The organism is Seleniivibrio woodruffii (assembly GCF_004339245.1).
Lineage (GTDB): Bacteria > Chrysiogenota > Deferribacteres > Deferribacterales > Geovibrionaceae > Seleniivibrio > Seleniivibrio woodruffii.
The window spans coordinates 81,673-106,653 of record NZ_SMGG01000003.1 but is presented as its reverse complement, the minus strand read 5'-3'; the positions used below and the strand labels follow the sequence as shown (position 1 = coordinate 106,653).

Sequence of the window (24,981 nt, the reverse complement as noted above, 5' to 3'; positions counted from 1 at the left end):
GGAGAAAGTGTCTCTGGATTACAAATCAAGCGGAGTGGATATAGACGAAGGCAACCGCTTCGTATCGGTCATTAAAAAAACGGTCGAATCGACTTACAATAAAAACGTTATGGGCAGCATAGGCGGCTTTGCGGGGTTCTTTGACGTGTCCTCAATGAAGGGCATGGAGCATCCCGTGCTTGTTTCCGGCACAGACGGTGTGGGCACCAAGCTTAAAGTGGCGATAGACACCGATATTCTCGACACAGTGGGCATCGACCTTGTTGCAATGTGCGTCAACGATATCATAGTCACCGGAGCAAAGCCTCTGTTCTTTCTGGACTATATGGCAACGGGAAAACTGTCCGCCGAGAAGATGTCCAGAGTTATTCAGGGCATAGCCGAAGGATGCAGGGTTTCCGACTGCCCCCTTGTGGGCGGCGAGACTGCCGAGATGCCCGGAATGTATTCCGGCGAGGATTTTGACCTCGCAGGTTTCGCAGTGGGTATTCTGGACAAGCCCAAGGCCATCACGGGAGAGCGCATTAAGGCGGGCGACGTTCTGGTGGGTATCTCCTCCAGCGGTCTGCACAGCAACGGATTCTCTCTGGCCAGAAAGCTGTTCTTCGACAAGCTTGGAATGAAGCCCGACGATATAGTGTACGGCGACACTCAGCTTAAATATGCACTCCTGACCCCCACCAAACTTTATGTCCCCCACATAATGAAGCTTCTTGCCGAAGGCATCGACATAAAGGGAATGGTTCATATCACAGGCGGCGGATTCTATGACAACATACCCAGAGTCCTGCCCGAAGGAACAGGCGTCAGAATAGACCCCCAAACCTTCAAACTGCCTGAAATATATAAGTTTATCCTCGATAAATCCGGAATCGAGCCCAAAGAGCTCTACAGAGTTTTCAACATGGGCGTGGGTTTCATAATCGCCGTTGAGCAGGCGGAAGCGGATAAAATTATAAAACTTCTGGACGATGCGGCTGTCATAGGCTGTGTAACCTCCACAGGCGAAGTGGAAATAGAGGGTGTGAATTGAAAAAGATAGCCGTGCTGCTTTCCGGACGGGGCAGCAACTTTGTTTCAATCAAAAAGAAGATAGACGAAGGCGCAATAAAGGGCGAAATAGTCGCAGTTATCAGCAACAAAGCTGACTCCAAAGGCCTTGAATTTGCAAGAGAGCAGGGGCTTGAGGCGATTTTCGTCAACCCGAAGGAGTTTGACGGCAGAGAGGCCTACGACAGGGAACTGGTGCGCATCCTTAAAGAAAAGGGTGTTGAACTGGTTTGTCTGGCAGGTTTCATGCGCATCATCTCCCCTTATTTCGTAAGCGAGTTCCGCAACAGGATACTCAACATACATCCGTCCCTCCTCCCCTCTTTCAAAGGACTGGATGCCCAGAAACAGGCGTTCGAATACGGCGTAAAGTTCGCCGGATGCACAGTCCATTTCGTCGACGAGGAGATGGACCACGGAAACATCATCCTTCAGGCTGTTGTGCCCGTGCTTCAGGATGACGATGACCATACACTTGCCGAGCGCATCCTGAAAGAGGAACACAGAATATACCCCGAAGCCGTCGCTCTCTTCTGCGAGGACAGGCTTAAGGTTGAAGGGCGCAAGGTCTTTGTGATATGAAATTTTTGCTGATCAGTCTGCTGGCGGTGCTGTTTGCGCTGCCCGTTTTTGCCGGAGGAAAGCCTGTTATGGATAACGGTGTGAGGGTGATAGAGATAAAACGTCCCTATACGAACACAATGTCGATCGTGTTCTTTGTTAAGGGCGGAACCATAAGAGAGACGGAGAAGAACAACGGAATAGGCGATCTTTTCACGTCTTCATGGGTCAAAAGCAGTGAGCTTCTGAAACAGGTTGAGTTCTACGGCGGCGGTGTTTCCGCTTCTGTCAGCTCCGACTTCATGGAGGTCTCCTTTGCTATCCCCACTGAAAAATTCGACAAGCTGATAGGCTATTACTCTGCGATGATCAGCAAGCCCGAGATAGACCCCGAAGTGTTCAAGCGTGAGAAAGCGCTCCTTAAAGAATCAATAATCGCTGCGGAGGACAACCCCGACAGCAGAGCATATAAAAACTTCCAGAAGGCGACATACGGAGCACATCCCTACGGACTGCCCGGAGAGGGCACTCTGGAAAGTGTGGAATCCCTCACGGAAAAGGCTCTGAAAGCATACGGAAAAGAGATGCTCACCGGATCGAACATCACCCTTGCGGTGGCGGGCAATTACACCGAAGACCAGATGAACCGCATCCGTGCCATATTCTCCGCTCTGCCCAGAGGAAAAGCGTATAAACCGGACTGCACCGGAAGCGTTATCCTGAAAGATGAGCAGGTTAGGGAGAAGGACAAAAACTCCAAACAGGCGAAACTCTATATCGGCTACACAGCACCCGATGCGGCGGCCAGTGATTATCCTGCGCTTAAGGTGGTCACAGACCTGCTGGGCGGCGGAATGAGCAGCAGATACTTCAACGAACTGCGCAAGGACAAAGGCTATGCCTATTCCGTTTATGCGGCATATGCATCAAGACTCTGTTCCTCCAGATTCATGTCATACATAGGGCTTAACTCCGAGAACGTTCCGGACGCACTTAAGTCGCTGGACAGAATAAACAAAACCTTTTATGAAACCCTGACCGACGAAGAGCTTGAGGCTGCAAAGAACTACATGCTCGGCAGACTGCTCACAGACTCACAGACCAACTCGAAACAGGCGTGGTACGCATGTTTCTTTGAGAACGTGGGGCTGGGCAGTGCGTACTTTGACAACTATGTGGAGACTCTCAGAAAGATAACCAAAGAGGATGTCAGGCGTGCCGCAAAGATTTTTGAAGGCCCCAAGACGGTCTTCATACTGAATTAAACGTCAGTATCTGGTTGGAGTATACAAGCTGGCAGTGTTCTGCTATAATATCCTTTCATTCGTATTTTTCGGGGAAACAAAGACAGTATGGACGAGAGCGGAATCTGGGAAGAGGTGTTGAAATATCTGCGTAAGGAGCTTTCCGAGCAGGAGGTCAAGGTTTGGCTTGAACCCCTGAGCGTGGTGGAGCTTCGCGGGGATATGATCACCCTTGCCGCACCTAACAAATTCTACAAAAAATGGGCCGAAGACAAATATCTGGGGCAGATAAAAAAGGTTTTCAAAGAGAATCTGGCTATCGAGGCCGATGTCTCCGTTATAGTCGGTGCTGAGAAAAAGCAGGCGCAGGCCGAGGTCAGCAGTGTGCCTTCGGGTGCGGTTGTCAGTGTTCCCAAAAACGGCGGAACAAACCTTAACAAAGAATATATTTTCGAGAATTTCGTTGCGGGAAGCTCAAACGAGTTTGCCTACAGCGCATGTCAGGCCGTTTCCGAAGGTCAGTTCATGCAGTATAACCCGCTTTTTATATACGGCGGGGTAGGTCTGGGAAAAACCCACATGATGCAGGCAGTGGGAAACCGTATCCTTGAAAAATTCCCCAAAATGAAGGTGCTCTACTGCACCAGCGAAACCTTTACCAACGAAATGATAAACGCCATCCGCATGAAAAAGATGGACGAGTTTCAGAATAAATACCGCAACATCGACCTTATCCTTTTCGACGACGTTCAGTTCCTTTCGGGCAAACAGCGAAGCACGGAGGAGTTCTTCAACACCTTCAACGCCCTGTATGACAACCAGAAACAGATAATAATAACCAGCGACAAGACCCCCGCAGAGCTTCCGGAGATGGAGGACAGGCTCAAGAGCCGTTTCTCATGGGGACTCATTGCCGATATCCAGCCCCCCAGTGTCGAGGAGAAGACCGCCATCCTCATCAAGCGTGCGGAGTTCATGGGTCTGCCCATGCCCCACGAAGTTGCCTTTTTCATGGCAGAGAACCTTGTAACGGAGAACATCAGAGAGCTTATCGGTTCGCTGGTTCGCCTGAGCGCATTCTCCAGTTTCCACAAGCGCAAGGTTACGATCGACCTTGCCAGACAGGCGCTGGAAAAATTCCTCGTGAAAAAAGACAGGGTTGTCACGTCAGAAAATATCATCGATGCCGTTTCTGCGTATTTTAACGTTAAAATGGCGGATATGAAGTCCAAAAAACGTACCAAAAGCATATCCATGCCCCGTCAGGTGGCTATGTATCTTCTGCGGGAGAAGCTGAATCTCTCACTGCAGGAGGTCGGACAGATGTTCGGCGGAAGAGACCACTCAACTGTTCTCCACGCCGTAAAATCCATTTCCGACAAATACAAGGAGAGCAGAGAGGTACAGCTTATCATCACCACCATAGAGCGTGAGCTTTATTCCTGATGTTCTTTCCGTTCACTGCATAACAGGGTAGGTTGCATAATCGGCTGTAAGCCTGCTATACTGCTTTATGGAGTCTTTATGAAATTATCAACACTTATTAAACTTATATTGGTATCGTTGCTGACAGTTGCCTGCGGCGGAGGAACCACCACCAGCAAGTCGAAAAACTCGGTGGAACTCAGCATGCAGTTTGAAAATTCAACATCCGGCAAGACCGGATTCCATGTGGGCAATTTTTATATAGGAAAAGTGACCATTTCCTATTCGACAGCTGGCGAACAGACCCATGAGGTTGACGCAACAGCCGCAGCAGCAGATAAGGAACCCATCGTTATTGAAGGGCTTTCAGCCGGAAAAACCTACACATTCGCAATATCTGCCGAGGACGAAAACGAGTCCGTTATCTGTGCGGGAACTGCGGATGTCGAGATAATGCCGAACACCACCACGGATGCGGAACTGGTTTGCGGGTTTGCAGACAAGAACTCCATGGAGCTTGCCGCTCTGAACATGCTTAAAACAGCTTTCAGCGGTGATGCGGACTATAACACTCTGAGCAGCTATGTCGCTCAGGATTTCGGCGTTATGGACGGCATGGACAGGGACACATTCATAAACGAACTCATGACGAAGAACTCCGATTTTAAATATGATGAAGGCATCGAAGTGGCCTCAGTCAGCGTCAGCGGGCTTGACGAGCGCATGAAGCGTGACGGAAGCTCCATGGCGGGGATGTACGACATAAGGGTGACCTTTTCCGACGGTTCATATGAAATAGTCACCGCAGGGTTTGTTAAAGAGGAAGGCTCCTGGAAGATAAAGGGCAACGGTATAGAACATGATCTGGAACTTAGACACAGCTCTGTAAGAGGATACAGATACGTTGACCAGACCGAGCCTTTCGTGATTTCAGGCATAAGCGCCGAATATTATCCCAGCGAGGATCAATACCCTTTAGAAGGCTTTAATCTCTCCGGTACAGGCATAGACACGGCCGTATTTGAGAAAATGAATCCTGATTCGCACTGGTTCGGACTTTCCGAAGAGAACCACAGATATACTTTCGATAACGGCGAGGGACTGGATGTATTAGATTACTACTTCAGCCCGATGGAATATAACATAGTGCCCTACAACGGCACAGATATGGGTGCATACACACCTTTGACAGCCGAGTACAGCGACAGCAGTACGGAAACCTATGCCGTCAGAGGCCCCAAGCCCGCTCTCGAACTTCCTCCGTCCATGTTCCCTCAGCTTCGGATGGAAATGGTCGAGGACGGACAGGAATACAGGTTCGATTTCCATGTTACCCTGCCCGATGACTATACCCCCTCGGGGCTAAGGATATCCATTGATGCAGGAAACGAAGACTTCGGCATCCATGAAGAATCCCGAATTGCGCTGACCAATCTCTCCTTCTCCATAAACGACATATCGGAGCTGATGCAGTTTTACGGCTACTATTTTGTGATTGGAATAACAGCCACCGACAGCTTCATGAGGGACTATACTGTCTATTACTCATTCAACTACCTTATGGCTCAGAAGGAATACGGCCTTTCCAACTCTGCTGCAAAAGAGAGCGTGTTCAAAACCCCCGGCACAGGCGGTTTTTACGGATTTCTGGAGAATGAGACAGGCTACGACACCAACAGATATCATTTATCAGGTCTCATCTGGGGCGGAGCAGCCTATGATGATTCGGTCTATACCTACGGATACCTCAGCCGTGTTGAAAGAGACGGCGGCGGTAACGGCGGCATGGATTTTATCGTTTCAAAACTTACGGGCGGTGAAAATCCGGTCAGCAAAGCCATCAGTTTCGTCAATTATCCGGACATTCAGTCGCAGGCTGTTTACAGTAAACTGACCGACAGCAGCGGCAATTTTTATATAGTGAGCAATCTCCAGACCGAGACCGGAAGCGTATCCGTTATGAAGATAAACAGTGACCTTTCGGATATATCATGGATAAAGGAATACAGATCGCCCTCCGGCTTATGGACAAAAACGGCGGGGGCTGTTGTAGCCTCTGAGGGCGGAACTGAGTATATGTACGTTGCAACGTCGGATTCAGACGGTGTGATCGACCTGATAAAGCTGAATATAGCCACCGGAGCCGCAGAATCGTCACTGCGCTTCAGCTTTAAAGATAACTCCGGAGGTGATGCCGAATTCAGACTTACTGCGGTTCTTCTCATCAAACCCCTTAACAGAATCGGACTAATGGGACGTATTTTTGATGGTCCGTCCAGACGGCTGGGGGTTGTTATCTGTGATACTGCCATGAACTATGACTCATCATATTTTATAGACGGGGTAAACTATGACGAGAGCCCTGTCATTGTGGATGATCCCATCAGCGACAGCAGCGGAAACATATACTACCTGCACCAGTACACAAACTCCGAAACCGGAACGATGATGGTCAGAATAGCTAAACTGCACGGCAGTGTGACCGGAGCCGGTTACGGCATTACCGGATTCACCCATATGGACTATATGGGCTCGTCTGCCTTGGGGCAGTACGGAATCGGAGGATTCAGCAGATTTGCGGAAGGCCCTTACGGAACACTTTTCCTGCTTTTCGGCTACAGCGGTCAGGACTGGGAGGGATCATTCAGCACAAGCAACTCAATGCTTAAGGTTGACATGAGCTCCCTTTATGTTCAGGACTCAATAATTCTTCCCCCTGTGGGAGCAGAAACCGATGTCATTCCTGCGACGAACTATTCCGCACTGGTTCTTGGCTCCGCAATGGTGAACGTCACTTCCGGGCTTAACATAGGCGGTATGACGGCGAAACCTGACAGCAACAGCATTGATGCGCAGAACGGGACTTCCGGAAACGTCATTGAATATGTAAATATCACCGTATCAAAAGATACGGCCATGCCCGTTGTTTCAGATAAAAAATCCTCATCGGGATATTCGCTGAGAAACCTGCCTGTCAGGTTCTTCAATTATATTCTCGACCAGCGCTAAGATAGCGGCTCCGTCAAACGGCGGAGCCTTTTTTTCTTTTCCTCTCATTTTCCCTTTATTTATCGTTCCGTGACCACTAAAATAAAACATATGATTGATAATGTAGTCAGAGGGTATTGATTTGAGCGGATTTCCAAGAGAAGTGTCTTTTGTGCACCAGCCTCATAAACTCGACCCGTCTTCCGGTTCCATAGAGTGGGATTTCTCAGCAAAACTTGTCAGACAGGTTATGAAAAGAGCCGTTAAGCATTATCTGCGTTTTGCGGATGACCACAACATAAGCACACTGCCCCGCCCTGCGGAAAACAGGCAGTATATGCTCTATCTCCATATACCCTTCTGCGTGACCCTCTGCCCCTACTGCTCGTTCCACCGCTTCCGCTTTCATGAGGAGACGGCGGCCAACTATTTCAGACTGCTCAGGCAGGAGATGCGGATGACGGCAGAGCTGGGCTATAAATTCAGCTCGGTATGCTTCGGCGGCGGCACAACGACCATAATACCTGCCGAACTGGCGAAGACTATAGACCTTGCGAAGGAGCTTTTCGGAGTGCGTGAGGTTTCGGTTGAGACCGATCCAAACCATATCGATCCGGAAAATCTGGAGCACACTGTCGGCAGGGTAGACAGGCTTTCGGTGGGCATACAGACCTTTAACGATAAATATCTGGAGCGGATAGGCCGCAGACACAAATTCGGCACAGGCGAGGAGCAGTACGGCAAGGTTGAAGAGATCCTGAAACTGTTCCCTGTGGTTAATGTGGATATGATGTATAACTTCCCCGAACAGACTCCTGAGGAGCTGGGAGAGGATATTTTTACCGTTCTGAAGCTGAATCCCCAGCAGGTGACCTTCTATCCGCTGATGTACGCACCCTTTGCCGGGCACAAATTCGGCAGCAGAATAGGCAAGGCCGGATACGACAGCGAGGCCGGACATTATAAGCTCATAAGCGATATGATGACCGAACCCTATATCCAGAGAACTTCATGGGCTTTTGCGCACAGCAGGGGAACGAACATTGACGAATATGTTGTGGACAATGAGGAGTATGTGGGACTTGGCTCGGGGGCTTTCAGCTTCCTGAACGGGACTCTGTATGCCAACTCATTCTCGCTTAAAGAATATGCTGACAGGATAGCCGCCGGAATGACAGGCGCAACTAAAAGCGTAGCATTCGGCGGATATTCAATAAGCCAGTACAGAATGATGGTGGAGATGTTCGGATTGCAGGGCAATCCCAGTCATAAGCCTTTTCTGGAATACAACGCTCTGCGTCTGCTGGGAGCTGTTGAAGGCTTCGGCAGTGATGCCGTAATAACCCCTAAGGGGCGGTTTTTGCTTTCGGTTATGCTGAAATGCTTTTACAACGGAATGGACTACATCCGTGAGAGCATGCGCAGGGGACTAACTGCCGATGACGAGAGGATAACCGATGTTTCATCTCTGCCCCCTGAAAGCTGATGGGGTGAATCCGAATCTCTGACGGAATCTGGCTGTGAATCGGGAAACGCAGTCATAGCCCGTTTCGGATGCTATTCGGGTGACAGTCATATCCGTTGACTGCAGAAGTGCCAGCGCTCTGGACATTCTCACATCCGTAAGCAGTTCGCCTATATTTATATTCTCTTCAGTCAGTCTTCTGCGCAGCGTGGATTCGCTCATTCCGAACTCACGGGTCATATCAGCGATGCGCCACTTTCTTGACGGTTCCGTGTCCAGCATTTTCCGGAGTTTCCACGAGAGCGGTACATCCCCATCGGGGGAGCAAAAGCAGTTCATGCTGTCCAGCAGAAGCAGAAGCTCCGTCATCCTGTGAGAAGCTATCTCCTGTGGCAGAGTCTCATCTGCGATACCCTCAACGGCACGCCTGAAAGTGTCTTTCAGAACCAAGTCCGCTTTTGGGATATGCACAACATCCCTTTTTGAGTCAGTTTTTCTGGCAGTTCTCCCCAAAGTATATTTTGCCAGCAGCTCTCGGTCCCATGCTATCCATGATGCCTGATAGAACCCTGCGTCAGCCTTTATGTTGGTCACATCGATATACACAGTGTTCCATATGGCCAGAGCCTGAGACGACCTTATCTCATAGCCTGAATCTCCGGAGGTCATCTTTTTAGTGCCAAGCTCCACCATTATAAGGCACGGATCGGCCACCGCCAGATTGTAAAGTGTCTCTTCGCAGGTCTGAACGATTGTTCCGACAGCACCGACACCCTTTCTGAATTTAATCTCTCTTGCCATATTCCACCATAAACGGGGCATTTTCCGCCCCAAAAGTCATCTGCCGTATCTTATTATAGCCGATGCCTTTGCTATTGCATTCATATTTATCATGAAACCTGCCATTGCTCCGCCGGCGAAAGGGCTGAGACCCAGTTTTCCGGTCTTAAGCGCAGTGACGGTCACAATGTATCTGTGGTTTGTGCCTTCGGGAGGGCAGGGGCCGCCGTAGCCGGGTTTGCCGAAGTCAGTGGCAGATTCCAGCGCTCCTTTCGGCACGGAACCCGATTCTATCCTGAGCACGTCTGCGGGAATGTCGGTAATCACCCAGTGCCACCAGCCGGAGCCGGTGGGGGCGTCGGGGTCGTAGATTGTGAGGGCGAAACTTTTTGTGCCTTCGGGGGGATTCTGCCAGATAATTTCCGGTGAGACGTTGCCGCCTGAACATCCGAACCCGTTGAGTACCTGAGCGTTGGTGAACATGCCGCTCTTAGCTGACGGAACGGATACGGTGAAGTCTCCGGCATAAGCCGAAGCTGAGATCAGAAGTGTGAGGAACATAAACAGCTTTTTCATGTCTGCCTCCTTTAGGGGCTATCATAACCTCCAGAGGCTGACAGATAAAGTGCACCTGCAATCAGATTCTGTGCCGAAACCGTCATCGTGCAAATAAAAAAGGCTCCGCTTTAAGCGGAGCCTCATGTTCATAAATCTGTTATTCTGCGGCAGACATCAGAAAATATATTTTTCTGTGCTGAGTCTTTCATCAATGATCTTCGCAATTCTTTCTTCGGCCTCAACAGTGGGGGCATCGAAAGTTACTGAGAAGCGGAGGAAGTTGCCCGCATCATCCCACGGAACAGAGGAGATGAGCTTCTCTCTGATGAGGAAGTCACAGAACTGTTCTGCGTTTTCGAACTTGCGGCCGGAAACTGTGGCCTTGGGGATTCCGAAGTAGAGGTAGAAAGTGCCTTTGGGCTCGTTAACGGTGAAACCGTGAGTGCGGAGCACTTTTGCCAGCATGTTCAGTCTGCGTGCATATTTCGCTTTGGTGTGTTCGATAAGTTTGGGGTTGTCGAGGCAGTAGCAGCCAGCTTTCTGAATCGGGATGAACTGGCCTGAGTCGTTGTTGTCCTTAACTGTTGCGAAGGCTTTTACAAGGTGCTCGTTTCCGCACACAAAGCCCAGGCGCCAGCCTGTCATGTTGTATGACTTGGACAGAGAGTGGATCTCTATGCCCACTTCCATTGCGCCTTCAACGCTGAGGAATGAGAGGGGCTCGTCGCCGTATGAAAGTTCGATGTAGGCCGCATCGGAGATAACGGCTATGTCGTTCTCTTTGGCAAATTTAACTACCTTCTCGTAGAACTCCTTAGTGGCCACTGCGCCTGTGGGGTTGTTGGGGTAGTTGATGTAGAGGAACTTCGCTCTTTTCAGGATGTCAGCGGGTATGCTGTCCAGAACGGGGAGGAAGTTGTTCTCATGAAGCAGGGGAAGGTTATAAACCTCTCCGCCGAGATATTTCGTTGTAGTGCCTGAAACAGGGTAGCCGGGAACTGTCATCAGAGCCACGTCGCCGGGGTTGATGAGAGCTATGGGAAGCAGAGCCAGAGCAGGTTTTGAACCGATGCAGTGGTTGACCTGTGTTGCAGGGTCAAGGGTTACGCCGAAACGTTTCTGCATATAGCTTGCCGCCGACTGCTTGAACTCGTCTATGCCGTTGTCGGAATAGAATCTGTTCTCCTTCTTAGTGGCTTCGAGCTGAAGAACTTTCACAACCTCATCGTGAGCCATAGCATCGGGTTCGCCGACACCCATGTCGATAAGCTCAACGCCGGGGTTTTCCTGAATAGCGGCTCTTTTGGCGCGTTTGATCTTTTCAAACTTGTAGATTGTGGTGTCTTTTCCGAACATCTTTCCGCCGAGTCTGTTCGAAATTAAATTCTCCATGAATAAGCTCATTCTTGTTACTCCCTGAGTTAATAATTTATTTGTTTTTAATATCAGCGTGTTCAGGTTCCGAACCGTCCTGTTCGCCGCAAACACGGCAGGTTTCGCAGTGTTCCGGATCGCACGGTTCAATGTATATATTCACGTCGGCATCTTTGATGCCCGCTTTTATCCTTTTTTCGATATCCTTGCGGATGTCATTTCCGTCCTGAAGGCTCAGGCTGTGGAACAGCACAAGGTGCATGTCTATGAACTTGCGGCTGCCTGCGCTTCTGGTGCGCAGCTTGTGGACATCGACAATTTCGACCTTGTGCCTGTCCAGCACACTGTTGATTATCTGCATGTCCTCTTCCGGAAGTGTCTCATCCAAGAGCTCTCTTGTGACCTGAAAGTTCAGTTTCAGAGCAGAAACGATAATATACACTGCAATTACGGCACTGACAATAGAGTCTATTACGTACAAACCTGTAAATTTTATTATCACCAGAGCCACAAGAATGCCCGCTCCGCTGAGCAGGTCTGTCTTGTAGTGGAGGCTGTCGGCATAAAGCACTGATGATTTAAGTTTTGTTGCTGCATACTTCAGGAAGTACACCAGAGAGGCTGTAATGCAGATACTCACCGCCATGACCGCTATGTTGACCCCCATTGCCTTGATTTCGACATTGGAGTGGAAGTTCATGTATGCCTTATAGAGAATGTAAACCCCTGAGAAAAGTATGATGAATGATTGGATCTGAGCTGCCAGAGGCTCGAACTTGTTATGTCCGTACGGGTGGTTTTCGTCCGGAGGGAGCATTGACAGGCGGATAGCATAGAAGTTGACTGTTGAAGAGATTATGTCCAGCAGAGAATCGAAAGCGGAGGACAGAACAGCCAGCGAACCCGACCATATTCCCACGCCTGCTTTGAAAACCGCCAGAAAAACCGCAGTGCTAATTGATACCTTGGTTGCATTCAGCTTTGTCAGTCTGATGGCGTCTGCTCCTTGTTATTCTCCTGTCTGCCGTAGAGATTGAACCAGACACTGAAAAGCCCAAGCAGGGCTATGAAAATTATAAACGGAGGCTCGGCAAATATAAAGACAAATATGAGAGCTTTGAGGAAGGAGGGGAACTTGAATCTTGTAAACCAGTGGTTCACAACATCAAACCCCTGAAAAGCATAAAGGGTCAGCATCATTATGATAAGGTTCAGCCCGCCGTGCTTTATGTATTTCTGATTAACAAACACAAGGGCAAAACCGAGGATAAGCAGCCACACGAGATTGTCGGGGAGACGGAACTTGGGCAGCTCTATCTTTTTCAGCTTTGAGTAGAGGCTCATGGCTATGTGGGTGCACAGGGCGGCGAACGCATAGTTTATCGCCGGAAACGCCAGCACCATTGACTCGGCGGCCATTCTGCTCTGGTTTGCCACCGCAAGGAAATAGGGATCATCAGCCATGGGGTTCTTGGATTCTTTTACTGCATTTATGAAATTAAGCATGCCTTTTTCGGCAAAGTCGGTAAGTTCTTTTCTGTATTCGGGCAGGCCGTAGATCATTATGGCCATCCCTGTGAAGATGAGAAGCGGAGCCGCCGAGACCGGCAGCCAGATTTCAAGGTGCCCTTTCTTCATGTACATAAAAATGAACAGGGCACAGAAGGCCACCGTGGCTATGTAGATGAGGGGGAGCATATAGCTTATCCCTGCCATCAGCCCCACTGCTGAAACCAGCATCAGGTCGGAGTATTTGCTCCTTTTCTCATGGTTGAGATATAAAAGCAGAAGAAGAGGGCTGAAAACTGCGCCGACAATGCCGAACTGCGGCATGTAGGCCATCAGACCGTAGAGTAAAACTGAAGTGATTGGAAATAGAATAACCTGTGTCATAAAAAATAAGGGGAGGTGTTTGCCTCCCCTTCCTTTAATTATCTATTGAGGCTGAAAGGCAGCAGAGCGATCACTCTGGCAGTCTTAACAGCTATGGAAAGAGCTCTCTGGTGTTTTGCACATGTGCCTGTAAGTCTGCGGGGCATAATTTTGCCGCGCTCAGTTACATACTGGCGGAGCAGCTTTACATCTTTGTAATCGATATCTATAGCTTCTGTGCAGAATTTGCAAACTTTTCTGCGCTGGAACTTGCGTCTAACAACAGCCATTTGTTTTCCTCCTTAAAATGGGATATCATCTTCATCGAGAGAACCTGATACGGGTTCATCGAAAGCGTTTCCTGAGCCGTAATCCGATTTGTCCTTTCTGGATACAAACTGGATGTTTTCGGCGACCACCTCATGCTTGGAACGCTTCTGGCCGTCAGTTTCCCACGTGCTGTACTGAAGCCTGCCCTCGACGAGCAGCGGCATGCCTTTAGTGACATATTCGCCGCACATTTCGGCTGTTTTGCCGAAAACCGTGATGTCGATGAAACAGGTTTCTTCCTTGTCTTTTGTTTTCCTTGTTGTGACTGCCAGGCCGAATTTGGCCACGGGCAGGTCACGTCCCGGGATGAACCGAACTTCGGGGTTGCGTGTAACATTGCCGAGAAGCATGACTTTATTAAGGAAACCCATAGTGTATCTCCTGCGAAATTATTCCGCTGAGTCTTCGGTTGTTTCTTCGCCTGCTGCGAACTCTTCGCCGGCTTCGGGAGCGAACTCTTCGCCCTCTTCACCCTCACGGGGCTTTCTTGCGCCGGGTTTCTTGACGTAGCGTTTTGCGCCTGTGTCTTTTCTGGGGTTCAGTTTGAATTTCTTGTCGTCGATGGCAACAACAACGAATCTGAGCACGTTTTCGTTGTAACGGAAACGCTTGGTAAGCTCTTCGGGATATTCGAAAGATGCCTCGAACTGGATAAGGAAGTAGTAGCCTTCAGCGTAGTTTTCGATGGCGTATGCCATAGTAACTCTGCCCCAGGGCTCAACTTTGATGATTTTGCCGCCGTTCTGCTCGATGTTGTTCTTAAAGAACTCAAGCTCTTTCTCGATCTCTTCCTGCTGGAGATCAGGGCGGACGATGAATACGGTTTCGTAAGTGTTCATGTATCCTCCTTTATGGATTATGTAGTCACGCACTTATAGTATGCGCAACAAAGGTGGTTGAGTCTTTTAACAGGACGGGATTGAAATGTCAATGATGTTTGTTGCCTGAGCCGAAGATTGTGAGCCAGACGTCTCTGCGAGGAACATAGTGACGAAGCAGTCTGCCACGTCAGCATACGGGATGTTCAGGTTAATCTGAGCGTGGAAGATCGCCGCACCCCTTTGGGGTTCGCGAAGACGTTTTTATATTATTGATAAACACGTCAGGGGCTGCCAATCATAATAAACTTGAAAAGGTGTCCCCTTCTGCTATTCTGTTTTCAAAGGTGATAAAATGGAAAATACATACAACCAGTACCGATTCAGATTTTCAGGAAAAGGGGCGGAATATTTCAGGATATGGAGCATAAACATCCTGCTGACGATAGTTACCTTCGGAATCTATTCCGCATGGGCAAAGGTTCGCCGCAAAAGGTATTTTTACGGGTGCACCACTCTGGACGGCTCCAGTTTCGAATATCTGGCCGACCCTAAGCGGATCCTTCTGAGCAGGGTGATAGTATACGGCCTTTATGCGGCGGGTGCGGCTCTTGCGAACGTTTCCCCTGTGCTTGGCGGGGTTCTTATCGTGGCTGTTTTCTTCGTTATGCCTTACATTATAAATAAGTCGCTGAAATTTAATGCGGTGAACTCCTGCTATCGGAACGTGCGGTTCGATTTCAACTCTACCTACTGGAAAACCTTTAATGTATTTATCCTGCTCGGTGTCCTTTCGGCACTGACGCTGGGACTTCTTTTTCCTTATTACATGTACCGCATCAAAAAGCATATCGTTGAGAACAGCAGATACGGTCTCCAGCATTTCAGCTTCAACGGAGGCGCAGGTATGTTCTACACCTTTTATATAATGGCGGCGGTTCTTGGCGGAGTGCTGGTTCTCGTGGGCGTGGGGCTCAGCATGATGGTTCCCTTCGTTGCCATATTCATATGGATTGCGGCGTTCTCAATAGTAATGGCTTATATCTACGTTTCCCAGACCAACTACGTTCTGGACTGCATGCGTCTGCGTGACATCAGTTTCCGAAGCACCATGCGCACAACTGACTATATGATCATCAACGTGACAAACTACCTTGCAATAGTCTTTACCCTCGGTCTGCTTGCTCCATGGGCAATGGTGCGCACGGCAAGATACAGGCTTGAGAATATCTCCATTCAGACGACCGGAAATCTTGATTCCTTTGTGGGTATTCAGGTGAATCAGGTCGGTGCTCTGGGCGAGGAGTTCAGCGATATATTCGATGTGGAAATGGGGCTCTGATGTTTAAGGTATATTATTACGGTTCAAACAGCTCCGGCCGCACCGAGGCTTATGCCGAGGCAGCAGGCAGCAGACTGGTTATAAAGAATGATGAATTTCAACGGGAATATCCTCTGACTGAAATAAAATTCCGCAGAGGTATCGGCAGTGCGCCCAGTCACATGTTCTTTCCTGACGGCTCCTCCTGCGAAACCTTTGAAACTGAAGAGGTTGCCGCTATACTGAAAGTCCTGGAGTACGACACAAGGGAGACTTTCGTGCTGATGCTTGAAAGGAAATGGCGGTATGTGCTTGCGGCTCTGGCTTTCACCGTGATGCTGGGTGCTGCTCTCTTCTTTTATGGTGTTCCGCTGCTTGCCAAGGCGGCGGCATACGCTCTTCCGGCGGAGACCAACAGGATGATAAGCAAGGGCACGATAGATATGCTGGATAAACAGCTCTTCAAACCCACGGCTCTGACCTCCGAAAGGCGGCGTGAGCTTGACATACTGCTGATGAAGATATCCGAAGGTCTGCCGAGAGACCTTGAATATAAACTGGTGTTCCGTACGGGAGGAAAACTCGGCTCAAATGCCATCGCACTGCCGGACGGAAACATAATCGTAACGGACGAACTGGTGCATCTGGCAAAGAATGACAATGAACTTGCTTCGGTCTTTGCCCATGAACTGGGGCATATAATCCATCGCCACGGGTTGAGGACTCTGCTTCAGAACTCCGTCATTTCGGCGGCGGCAGTTTTTGTGACTGGCGACATTTCATCCCTGACGGTGGGCATCCCCTCGTTTCTGATGCAGGCGAAATATTCCCGTGATTTCGAAAGGGATGCGGACAGTTTTGCAATAGAGCGGATGAAACAGCTGAATATGCCGGTTAAAAGTTTTGCGGATATGCTGAACAGGCTGAGCGGCGAAAGGCAGGGCGGAAAGATCCCCGCCTATATCTCGACCCATCCGGACACTGCGGAACGTGCCAAAAGCATAATGAAAGAGGCAAAGAAGCAGTGAAAACCATAAACCTGAAAGCGGAAATCTCCGGCGAAAGACTGGATGCGTTCATAGCGTCAAATTCGGATATCTCACGCTCCCATGCGGAGAAGCTGATAGCTGATGGGCAGGTCACAGTGAACGGTTCCCCCCGTGAGAAGAAGTATAAGGTGAAGGCGGGTGATGATATATCGGTAGTCATTCCGCCTGAGAAAATGCCGGATATGACCCCCGTGGAGATGAATCTTAAGGTTGTCTACGAGTGCGAGCACTATGCGGTCATAGACAAGCCCGCCGGAGTGACAGTGCATCCCGCACACGGAACCGGAGCCGACACCATTGTGAACGGACTGCTCCATCAGTTTGATATCAAAGACGATAACGACGTCAGGCCGGGCATTGTGCACAGGCTGGACAAGGATACGTCGGGTCTTCTGCTGGTGGCGAAGAACAGAGAGGCGAGGGAGAAACTGTCAAGGATGTTCGCTGATAGAACAGTGGATAAAAAATACCTTGCCGTCTGCGCAGGTGTTCCTAAAAAAATGAATTTTATAGCGGAATTTCCCATCGGAAGGAGCAGAAAAGACCGAAAAAAGATGGCTGTAGAGGATGGGGGCAAGTACGCTAAAAGTGAAATCACTGTTCTAAAATTGTTGAAAGGGGCGTTTCTGGCAGAGGTGAAAATATACACCGGACGCACTCATCAGATACGGGTTCACATGTCCCATCTGGGGTATCCTCTGGCAGGGGACTGCGTATATGGAAACAGAATTTCCACTGCGATGCCCATCAGCAGGCAGGCTCTGCATTCGTGGCATCTGTCCTTTATAGATCCTTTCGATAACACTCAGAAGTCTTTTCTATCGCACATTCCGGAGGATATGGCCGCTTTGATAACCATACTGGAACGGTAGTATTATTCTGAACTCCCGCTCCTATGGCGGGATACCGCAAAAGTGCCTCAAAACCCTGTCTGCATTTAGTCCTAAAACGATGTTTCTTGTTGACACCTTTACAGCTTCATGATAGAACCTGCATACTGTATACAAAATACAGAGGTGAGGTATGAGTGGATATTTGCCTATAGTGCTTTTCCTTCTTGTGGCCGGTGCGCTCGGCGTGATTGTTATGTTCGTTGGAGCGATTGTCCGCCCTAAGAAATACGAAAAGGTCAAATTCAGCGTATATGAGTGCGGAATGCCCTCGCTGGATGAGAACAGGAAGCGTCTGAACGTAAGGTTCTACATAATCGCTATGCTGTTCGTTATTTTTGATGTGGAGACAGTGTTTCTCTATCCCTGGGCCGTAGCCTTTGACATGATCGGGCTGTTCGGTCTCATCGAAATGATTCTGTTCATCGTAATCCTTGTCTTCGGCTATTTTTACGCATGGCAGAAAGGAGCGTTAGAATGGGCTTAATTGACAGAAAATTACCCGACAACGTGCTTACTACGACAGTTGACAGCGTTATCAACTATTGTAGAAAAGGCTCCATCTGGCCGATGACTTTTGGTCTTGCCTGCTGCGCTATCGAGATGATGGCCTGCGGTGCGGCCAAGTTCGACTTTGACAGGATGGGTATCATTTTCCGTGCTACTCCCCGTCAGTCCGACCTGATGCTTGTAGCTGGAACCGTTACCAGAAAAATGGCGCCTGTCGTCAGAAAGGTGTATCTCCAGATGCCGGAACCCAAATGGGTCATCGCCATCGGAAGCTGCGCAACCAGCGGCGGCATCTACAACACCTATTCAACAGTTCAGGGTGTTGACGAGGTTGTGCCGGTGGATTTCTATGTTCCCGGTTGTCCCCCCAGACCCGAGGCTTTCTTCGATGCCATTGTTGCTCTCCAGCAAAAAATCATGACTGAAAAAGTCGTAAGAAAGTAAGGAGGCAGAAAATGACATTTGAACAGCTTTCAGCCAAACTGGATGCACTGTTCCCCGAAAAGCTGAACTGCTATACGGAGTTCAAGTGCAACTTCATAAAAGTGAAGGACGCAGCCGCTTACAAAGCGGTTTTAACTGCTTTAAGGGACGAAGCCTCCTTCAAGTACATCGTTGATGTAGTCGCAGTTCACTGGCCCAAAAAACGCGAAAAATTCGAAGTTACAATCAACCTGTTCTCAATTCAGAACAAGCTGCGTGTCTTCGTTAAAGTGGCCGGCGAAGAAAACAGGTTCCCCTCCATTGTGGATATCTGGCCCGGTGCCAACCTGATGGAAAGGGAGCAGTATGACCTTGTGGGCGTTGTTTTCGAGGGTCACCCCAACCTGAAAAGGGTGCTTCTGCCCGAATTCTTCGAGGGACACCCCCTTAGAAAAGACTTCCCGCTTAAAGAGAGAGCCTGGTTCAACAACGCTGACGAGCAGGGTCTCGGCATTAAGTTTTCAAGGTAGGAACTGAACATGATTAATAATAACATTTCAGAAGTAATTACCGTCAACATGGGTCCGCAGCACCCCTCAACACACGGGGTTCTCAGGCTCATCGTAGACATCGACGGCGAAACCATCGTCAATGTGGAACCCGATGTGGGCTTCCTCCACAGAGGCACGGAAAAGCTGGCCGAAAACAGGACTTACCACCAGATTATTCCGCTTACGGACAGACTGGACTACCTTTCACCTCTTTCAAATAACCTTGCCTACTGCCTGGCAGTAGAGAAGTTTTTCGATGTTAAGATCCCCGAAAGAGCGGAATATCTTCGTGTTATCCTTGCCGAGATGTCGCGTGTCGCTTCCCACCTTGTGTGGATCGCAACCCACGCACTCGACATAGGCGCTATGACCGTGTTCCTCTATGCTTTCCGTGAGCGTGAGGAGATTCTGGATATGTTCGAAGTGGCTACCGGCCAGCGTATGACCAGTTCATGGATACGCATCGGCGGTCTGCGTGCGGACATGCCCGAGGACTTCTTCGTCAGACTGAAGTCTTTCATCGAAAGATTTGACGCAAATGTTGATACATATGAAAACCTGCTGACAAACAACAGGATATGGAAGATGCGTACCATCGGTATCGGCTTCCTTGACGCAGAGGAGACTCAGGCATACGGAACATCAGGTCCCCTGATGAGAGCCGCAGGCGTTGATTTCGACCTCCGCCGTGACGAACCCTACGGAATCTATGACAGGTTCAAGTGGGAAATTCCTGTTCAGCCGGAAGGCGATACATACGCCAGATATAAAGTCAGAATGAAAGAGATGCGCGAGTCAAACAAGATCCTCCAGCAGGCTCTGGATCAGATGCCCGCCACAGGCGAGGTTATGACAGACGACCCCAGAGTGTCTCTGCCCAAGCACGAGGACGTTTACGAGCGCATGGAAGCTCTTATCAGAAGATTCTACATCGTGTCCAAAGGTTTCAAAGCACCCAAAGGCGAAACATATCAGGGTATCGAAGCTCCCAAAGGCGAGCTTGGATTCTATCTGGTGTCCGAAGGTGAGGAGAGACCCTACAGGATGAAGATCAGAGCCCCCTCCTATGTGAACCTCGGCGCACTGAACAAGATGGCCAAGGGACACATGCTGGCCGACCTTGTTGCGATAATCGGAACCAACGACGTGGTTCTGGGCGAGATCGACAGGTAAGGGGTGACATAATGGCGACAGAAGTTAAAGAAACAGAATCGGCAGGCAAAGAGATAGATTTTACCGCATGCGACGAGATCTGCGAAAAGTATAGAGACTGGAAAGGCGCAACCATTCCGGTTCTTCAGCAGGTTCAGGAAGCATACGGATATCTCTTCAGCGAGCTGGTTGAGAGGATTGCCGACAATTTAAACATGTCAGCACATCAGATTTACGGCGTGATTACCTTCTATGCACAGTTTTATACTAAACCCAGAGGCAAATATGTCATCAGGGTATGCAGAGGAACAGCCTGCCACGTGCAGGGTTCGGGACGTATCTCTGAAGTTGTATGCGAAGAGTTCGGCATCAAAAACGGCGAGACCAGTGCAGACCTCAAGTTCACCCTTGAGGAAGTTTCCTGCATCGGTGCATGCGGAATGGCTCCCGTTATCATGATCAACAACAAAACATACGGCAACCTGAAACCTGAAGAGGCCAGAAAGATCTTCAGGGATTATGCAGAACTTCAGGGGTAAGATATGAGCTATACAACAGATCACGTTGAAGTACACGTCTGTATGGGTACTGCGGGTGTTGCTTCGGGCGGACACGAGGTTATGGAGGCTCTGGAAGCAGAGTTTACCAAAAGAGGCCTCAAAAACGCCGAATCGAAGGAACGCAACTGTGCCGCCAAGCAGACCGGATGCAGAGGACTCTGCGCCCGTGACGTGCTTATAGACGTTTATATCCCCGGCAAGGATCCGGTCACTTATGAACACGTTAACGCCGAGATGGTTCCCACTATAGTTGAGGAGCACATCGTTGGCGGAAACATAGTTGAAAAGTGGGCGGCGAAGGCCGACTATTTCCAGTTCTACGACAAACAGAAGCGTTACGTTCTCGCCGACTGCGGACGTGTGGATCCCGAAAGCCTCGAGGACTACATCAAGCTCGGCGGATACGAAGCTATTAAAAAAGCGCTCACCATGACCCCCGAGCAGGTTATTGACGAAGTCAAAAAGTCAGGCCTCAGAGGCAGGGGGGGCGGCGGTTTCCCCACAGGTCTTAAGTGGACCTTCTGCCGCAACAGCCCCGGCGACCACAAATACCTCATCTGCAACGCAGACGAGGGTGACCCCGGTGCGTTCATGGACCGCTCCATCATCGAAGGTAACCCCCACGCGGTTATCGAGGGAATGCTCATTGCAGGATACGCCATCGGCTGTGACGAAGGCTACATCTACTGCCGTGCTGAATACCCCCTCGCGATAGTCAGGGTCATCAAGGCTATAAAGGACGCAGAAGCAGCAGGTATTCTGGGCGAAAAAGTGTTCGGTACCGACTTCCACTTCAAACTGAAGCTGAAAGAGGGTGCCGGCGCATTTGTGTGCGGCGAGGAAACAGCTCTTATCGCTTCAATTGAAGGCGAAAGAGGAATGCCCCGTCCCAGACCCCCGTTCCCCGCTGTTAAAGGTCTCTGGCAGAAGCCTTCCAACGTTAACAACGTTGAGACCTTCGCAAACCTGCCCGCAATACTTCTTAACGGATCAGAGTGGTATGCGAACATCGGAACGGAAAAGTCAAAAGGAACAAAGATCTTCGCCCTTTCAGGCAAGGTTAAATCCACAGGACTTGTTGAGGTTCCGATGGGTATTACCGTTCGTGAGCTTATTTATGACGTAGGCGGCGGTATTCCGAAAAAGAGAAAGTTCAAGGCTGTTCAGCTTGGCGGTCCCTCAGGCGGCTGTCTCACACCCGATCACCTTGAAACACCCATAGACTACGACTCGCTCATCGCAGCGGGAGCCATGATGGGTTCCGGCGGCGTGGTTGTTATGGACGAAACGAACTGCATGGTTAACGTGGCTCATTTCTTCCTTACATTCACACAGAGAGAGTCATGCGGCAAATGTATCCCCTGCCGTATCGGAACAAAGACCATGCTTGATATCCTCACAAGGATCATCACAGGTCAGGGAAGGGAAGAGGATATCGATCTTCTTCTGGAAGTAGGTAACGACATTAAGACTGCGTCACTCTGCGGTCTGGGTCAGACAGCTCCCAACCCCGTACTTACGACTGTTAAATATTTCAGACACGAGTACGAGGCGCACATCAGAAATAAGAAATGCCCCGCTAGGGAATGTGCGGAACTCATTGAGTTCGTTGTCATCGACGACAGATGCAAAAAATGCGGTATCTGCAAAAAAGCATGCCCCGTGGACGCTATCACGTGGGAAAAAGGAACAGTGGCATACATCGACCATGCGAAATGCGTGAAATGTCGTGAGTGCATCGTAAACTGTCCCTTCAATGCAATAGATTAAGGCAGAGGAGAGACTCAGTATGGTTACTGTAAAAATTGACGGAAAAGAGGTGCAGGTAGCTCCCAATACGCTCATCCTCGACGCCGCTAAGGAGGCGGGTGTCTCCATACCGACACTTTGCCATGACTCCCGTCTTAATCCTTTCGGTGCATGCAGGGTGTGTCTTGTGGAGCAGGTGGGCAACCCCAAACTCCAGGCCGCCTGTACAACACCCGTGACTGACAAAATGGAGATCATCACCCGTTCGGACAAGCTCTCCAGAGTGCGCAAGACAGCCATTGAGCTGCTTCTTATAAACCACCCTCTGGACTGCCCCGTGTGCGATAAGGGCGGTGAGTGTACCCTGCAGGACCTTACCTATGAAGTGGGAGTGACCAAGGTTCGCTTTGATGCGAAACCCAACGACACCCCCGTTGACCACACAAACCCCTTCATTGAAAGGGATATCGACAGATGCGTTCTCTGCGGACGCTGCGTGCGCATTTGTGACGAAGTGGTTAACATTCAGGCGATAAGCTTCCTGAACAGAGGTACTGACACTATAATAGGCACATCATTTGAACAGCCCTGGAACTGCGAATACTGCGGACAGTGCATCAGCGTATGCCCCGTGGGTTCACTGAACAACAGGATATACCTGTTCAAAAACAGACCCTGGAACCTTGACAGAGTCAAGTCCGTCTGCGGCCTCTGCTCCTGCGGATGCACAGTGGACATCGACTTTGAAGGCAACGAGGTCTTCCGTATGAAAGAGAGCCCCGAAGAGGGCATTAACCACGGATATATGTGTGCGAAAGGACGTTTCGGCTTCGAGTTCATCAACAGCAAAAAGAGAGAAACAGAAGCTGTTGTGAAAGCGGGCGGCGAAAGCAGACAGGTTTCTTTCTCCGAAGCTGTCGACGTTGCAGTCGAAAAGCTGAAAAAAGTGAAAGATACTGCCGGCGCTGACGCCATTGCGGTTGTTGTCTCCCCCAGACTGACAAACGAGGAAGCGTTCCTTGCAGGCAAACTTGCAAAAGACGTTCTGGGCACTTCGAACCTGTTCTCGGCTGAGACAAACGAAGTGTATCCCGAAGCGACACTGGAAGAGGTTGAGAACAGCGACTGTGTTGCGGTTCTCAATGTTGATGTGACCGAGTCCAACCCCATTCTGGGTCTGGCGGTGAGACATGCGGCAAGGATGGGCACTGCTCCTCTGGCCGTGTTCTACCCCGGTTTCACAGCTCTCAGAAGAGTGTCCAAAACTTTTGTTACAGGCACACCCGATGAGGTCAGAGCTGCAATGGAAGGCTATGCCGCCGCTGTTGCCGGAGCATCAAACGAATACTCCGCACTGGCTGCAAAGCTGACAAACGCTGAAAGACCCGTGGTTGTATTTGATCCCTATAACAAAGCGGACGTTAAAATTGCTCAGGACATCAAAAAAGCCTGTGCAAAGGTTAAGGTTGTTCCCGCGAAAGCTAAAAACAACTCAGTGGGTATCGTGGACATGGGATTCGGAGCAAAATGCCCCTCCGAGTTTGCCGCAGGACTTGAGTCCGGCAAATTCAAGGCGGTTGTTGTTCTGGGTGAAAACCTTTCTGCGAGATCCGTTTGGACAAAATCTGCCGGTAAAGCCGCAGGTCTTGAGCTTCTCCTTGTGACCGACCCCTTCATGAGCGAATCTGCCGCAGCGGCGAATGTTTACATTCCCGTGGCAACCTTCGCCGAGAAGGACGGTTCTTTCACAAACCTTGAGGGACGTGTCCAGTCCATCGCAAAAGCAGTCGACAAGGGTGTCTTCACCGATGCCTGTGTGGTCAGCGCAATTGCGAAAGGCCTAGGTAAAGAACTTCCTTCCGGTGTCTGTGCAGTGAGAAGCGCAATAGAAAAGGAAGTACCGCTGTATGCAGGAATCAACTGGGACGGCGGCGTGGTTTCCTACCCCTATGTCTTTGCGGGTGAAGTCGCTGCAACGGACGGCAAAGCGAAAGGTAAAGGAAAGTTCTTCCTCTACCCCGCAAGCCTCAGACTCCACTCAGGCTCTTTCACAAGATGGTCGCCCGACCTTGCGAAGGTCTACGGCGAGCCTGTCCTTGAGATAGGTGTCGAAGACGCTAAAGAACTTGGCATCAAGTCTGCGGACCGTGTCAAAGTTAAGGGCGAGGGCTTCGAAGGCGAGTTTCTTGTCGAAATAGAAAAGAAAGTATCCAAAGGCTGCATTGCACTGCCCGAGGACTTTGTTGCAACAGCCGGCATTTTCTGTAACGGAAAAAGCCTTAAGGCTGACATTGTAAAGTAATGAAAGTTA

General features: G+C 49.8%; 24 protein-coding genes. 16 read left to right on the top strand and 8 right to left on the bottom strand.

Translation table 11 applies throughout. The features are described from left to right. Window positions 1–7: 7 nt before the first annotated feature. From purM to C8D98_RS00490, 6 genes are all read left to right on the top strand, one after another. Window positions 8–1,033 carry a phosphoribosylformylglycinamidine cyclo-ligase gene (gene purM / locus C8D98_RS00515; RefSeq protein ID WP_132871032.1) on the top strand — a complete coding sequence of 342 codons (1,026 nt, stop codon included), beginning with the start codon at window positions 8–10 and terminating at the stop codon, window positions 1,031–1,033. Beyond that, entirely contained in the window at window positions 1,030–1,632 is a 603-nt protein-coding gene (purN, locus tag C8D98_RS00510; RefSeq protein WP_132871030.1) for a phosphoribosylglycinamide formyltransferase, read from the top strand. The genes purM and purN overlap by 4 nt, the downstream gene beginning before the upstream one ends. Further along, entirely contained in the window at window positions 1,629–2,876 is a 1,248-nt protein-coding gene (locus C8D98_RS00505) for a M16 family metallopeptidase (RefSeq protein WP_132871028.1), read from the top strand. Before purN ends, C8D98_RS00505 begins: the two co-directional genes overlap by 4 nt. Before the next feature lie 87 nt (window positions 2,877–2,963). After that, entirely contained in the window at window positions 2,964–4,301 is a 1,338-nt protein-coding gene (gene dnaA, locus C8D98_RS00500) for a chromosomal replication initiator protein DnaA (RefSeq protein ID WP_132871027.1), read from the top strand. A gap of 78 nt (window positions 4,302–4,379) precedes the next feature. After that, window positions 4,380–7,289 (top strand): hypothetical protein, encoded by a 2,910-nt coding sequence (locus C8D98_RS00495; protein ID WP_132871025.1) that lies wholly within the window; start codon window positions 4,380–4,382, stop codon window positions 7,287–7,289. A gap of 121 nt (window positions 7,290–7,410) precedes the next feature. Beyond that, entirely contained in the window at window positions 7,411–8,754 is a 1,344-nt protein-coding gene (locus tag C8D98_RS00490) for a coproporphyrinogen III oxidase family protein (protein WP_207891219.1), read from the top strand. Here C8D98_RS00490 and C8D98_RS00485 read toward each other — a convergent pair. From C8D98_RS00485 to rpsF, 8 genes are all read right to left on the bottom strand, one after another. Beyond that, window positions 8,731–9,534, bottom strand: a complete 804-nt coding sequence (locus tag C8D98_RS00485) for a helix-turn-helix transcriptional regulator (RefSeq protein ID WP_165871133.1) — start codon at window positions 9,532–9,534, stop codon at window positions 8,731–8,733. The genes C8D98_RS00490 and C8D98_RS00485 overlap by 24 nt on opposite strands. A 36-nt stretch (window positions 9,535–9,570) precedes the next feature. Continuing rightward, window positions 9,571–10,089, bottom strand: coding sequence for a YbhB/YbcL family Raf kinase inhibitor-like protein (locus tag C8D98_RS00480; RefSeq protein ID WP_132871021.1), 519 nt, complete (start codon window positions 10,087–10,089; stop codon window positions 9,571–9,573). Window positions 10,090–10,245: 156 nt separating this feature from the next. Continuing rightward, window positions 10,246–11,475 carry an LL-diaminopimelate aminotransferase gene (locus C8D98_RS00475; RefSeq protein WP_132871020.1) on the bottom strand — a complete coding sequence of 410 codons (1,230 nt, stop codon included), beginning with the start codon at window positions 11,473–11,475 and terminating at the stop codon, window positions 10,246–10,248. A gap of 25 nt (window positions 11,476–11,500) precedes the next feature. Beyond that, window positions 11,501–12,424 carry a cation diffusion facilitator family transporter gene (locus C8D98_RS00470; protein ID WP_283805600.1) on the bottom strand — a complete coding sequence of 308 codons (924 nt, stop codon included), beginning with the start codon at window positions 12,422–12,424 and terminating at the stop codon, window positions 11,501–11,503. Between the two features lie 5 nt (window positions 12,425–12,429). After that, window positions 12,430–13,338, bottom strand: a complete 909-nt coding sequence (locus C8D98_RS00465) for a DUF2232 domain-containing protein (RefSeq protein ID WP_132871016.1) — start codon at window positions 13,336–13,338, stop codon at window positions 12,430–12,432. Window positions 13,339–13,376: 38 nt separating this feature from the next. After that, the gene (rpsR, locus tag C8D98_RS00460; RefSeq protein WP_132871014.1) at window positions 13,377–13,607 is read right to left on the bottom strand and encodes a 30S ribosomal protein S18; all 231 of its coding nucleotides are present in this window, start codon (window positions 13,605–13,607) and stop codon (window positions 13,377–13,379) included. 12 nt (window positions 13,608–13,619) lie between these two features. Continuing rightward, entirely contained in the window at window positions 13,620–14,018 is a 399-nt protein-coding gene (ssb, locus tag C8D98_RS00455; protein ID WP_132871013.1) for a single-stranded DNA-binding protein, read from the bottom strand. 18 nt (window positions 14,019–14,036) lie between these two features. Further along, entirely contained in the window at window positions 14,037–14,486 is a 450-nt protein-coding gene (gene rpsF, locus C8D98_RS00450; RefSeq protein WP_132871011.1) for a 30S ribosomal protein S6, read from the bottom strand. Between the two features lie 334 nt (window positions 14,487–14,820). Between rpsF and C8D98_RS00445 the strand changes: the two genes are divergently transcribed. The 10 genes from C8D98_RS00445 (at window position 14,821) to C8D98_RS00400 (ending at window position 24,972) form a co-directional block, all read left to right on the top strand. Beyond that, a complete protein-coding gene (locus C8D98_RS00445) occupies window positions 14,821–15,807 on the top strand; it encodes a YjgN family protein (RefSeq protein ID WP_132871009.1) in 987 nt (328 codons plus the stop codon). Next, window positions 15,807–16,814, top strand: coding sequence for a M48 family metallopeptidase (locus C8D98_RS00440; protein WP_132871008.1), 1,008 nt, complete (start codon window positions 15,807–15,809; stop codon window positions 16,812–16,814). The genes C8D98_RS00445 and C8D98_RS00440 overlap by 1 nt, the downstream gene beginning before the upstream one ends. Next, a complete protein-coding gene (locus C8D98_RS00435) occupies window positions 16,811–17,707 on the top strand; it encodes an RluA family pseudouridine synthase (RefSeq protein WP_132871006.1) in 897 nt (298 codons plus the stop codon). The genes C8D98_RS00440 and C8D98_RS00435 overlap by 4 nt, the downstream gene beginning before the upstream one ends. Window positions 17,708–17,858: 151 nt before the next feature. Beyond that, on the top strand, window positions 17,859–18,212 hold the full coding sequence (locus tag C8D98_RS00430) for an NADH-quinone oxidoreductase subunit A (protein ID WP_132871004.1): 354 nt from the start codon (window positions 17,859–17,861) through the stop codon (window positions 18,210–18,212). Next, window positions 18,203–18,679, top strand: a complete 477-nt coding sequence (locus C8D98_RS00425) for a NuoB/complex I 20 kDa subunit family protein (protein WP_132871003.1) — start codon at window positions 18,203–18,205, stop codon at window positions 18,677–18,679. The genes C8D98_RS00430 and C8D98_RS00425 overlap by 10 nt, the downstream gene beginning before the upstream one ends. An 11-nt stretch (window positions 18,680–18,690) precedes the next feature. Continuing rightward, on the top strand, window positions 18,691–19,188 hold the full coding sequence (locus tag C8D98_RS00420) for an NADH-quinone oxidoreductase subunit C (protein WP_132871002.1): 498 nt from the start codon (window positions 18,691–18,693) through the stop codon (window positions 19,186–19,188). Between the two features lie 9 nt (window positions 19,189–19,197). Further along, entirely contained in the window at window positions 19,198–20,382 is a 1,185-nt protein-coding gene (gene nuoD / locus C8D98_RS00415; protein WP_165871131.1) for an NADH dehydrogenase (quinone) subunit D, read from the top strand. Between the two features lie 11 nt (window positions 20,383–20,393). Continuing rightward, window positions 20,394–20,900: an NADH-quinone oxidoreductase subunit NuoE gene (gene nuoE / locus C8D98_RS00410; protein WP_132870999.1), complete on the top strand. Its 507-nt coding sequence runs from the start codon at window positions 20,394–20,396 to the stop codon at window positions 20,898–20,900. Window positions 20,901–20,903: 3 nt separating this feature from the next. Next, window positions 20,904–22,691: an NADH-quinone oxidoreductase subunit NuoF gene (gene nuoF / locus C8D98_RS00405; protein WP_132870997.1), complete on the top strand. Its 1,788-nt coding sequence runs from the start codon at window positions 20,904–20,906 to the stop codon at window positions 22,689–22,691. Window positions 22,692–22,710: 19 nt separating this feature from the next. Continuing rightward, a complete protein-coding gene (locus C8D98_RS00400; RefSeq protein ID WP_132870996.1) occupies window positions 22,711–24,972 on the top strand; it encodes a molybdopterin-dependent oxidoreductase in 2,262 nt (753 codons plus the stop codon). Window positions 24,973–24,981: the final 9 nt, after the last annotated feature.